Origin of the sequence: Candidatus Schmidhempelia bombi str. Bimp (assembly GCF_000471645.3) — a bacterium.
GTDB lineage: Bacteria > Pseudomonadota > Gammaproteobacteria > Enterobacterales > Orbaceae > Utexia > Utexia bombi.
Genome location: NZ_AWGA01000134.1, coordinates 1 through 946 on the forward strand (window position 1 = coordinate 1; position 946 = coordinate 946).

The following is a 946-nucleotide window of genomic DNA, read 5'->3' on the forward strand; positions in this document are numbered from 1 at the left end:
ATCCATAAAGTCTCTTTATCATCCACGGCTCGATTTATTCTTGCTTTAATATTATTATCACTCATATTAAGTAAGAGCGGTGTGTCAGTAATCAGTTTGCTACTAGTTAATTGACTATCTTGTAATGGGTGCTTACTCCATGCCGGTGTCTCTGTAGGTAATTTTATTTCGTCATTAGCTTTTATTTTCTTTGCTATCTCATCAGTATTGGTAATCCATAATGATTTTTTGTTAGTTGCAGAGGTATTTATTTCTATTTGTAACCAGTTTATATTAGTTTCTTTACTTATTACCTCTATTTTACTGCCTTTAAATGGTGTACCAACCGTTGTGTCTGCTTGGCTTGGTTGCGTTAGTATTTTTACCCCTTTTGATACAGCAAATAATATTTTTTCTTCATCGGATATTTTTCTCGTCTCAGCTTGAGTTTGGGCTATGTAATTGGGTAAGTCTTCACAGGTAAAACACTCAACATGTAATGTGGGTTTAAAGTGGCTGTTTTGCATCCCTTCTCCAAGTGGGAGAGTGTCTATGTCAATATAATTACCCTCTTTATCTTTTTCTTTAGGAATAGCATCATTATGACCAATATGTCCGACTAAATCACCGGCTTCAATTGGAAATGGTTTGTCTAATACCACAACTTCATTATATTTTTTGCCTCTAATTACCTTTTCAAGACAATCAAAATAAACGTAGGTCGTTTCTGTTGGTAAAGGAATAGTTGGTTGTCCGTCCCGAACCACTTCGATTAATTCAACAAAGTTTTTCGGTTTTTTGGTACCGGATATTTTAATTTGCGTTCCTTCGGGTAGCATGGAAATAATATTTTTTTTATCTTTATCCCTTACTCTTAGCCCTTTTGATTTGGCTAATTTGCTATCTTTTCCTGTTATTTCAACTATCGGGGCTGTGAGTGGTTTTTTAGTCTGATTGTAAATCCAAC

General features: G+C 34.7%; 1 pseudogene. It reads right to left on the reverse strand.

What is annotated here, in order from left to right:
• Positions 1-946: pseudogene (locus tag O970_RS10040) on the reverse strand (hypothetical protein); the annotation flags it as partial.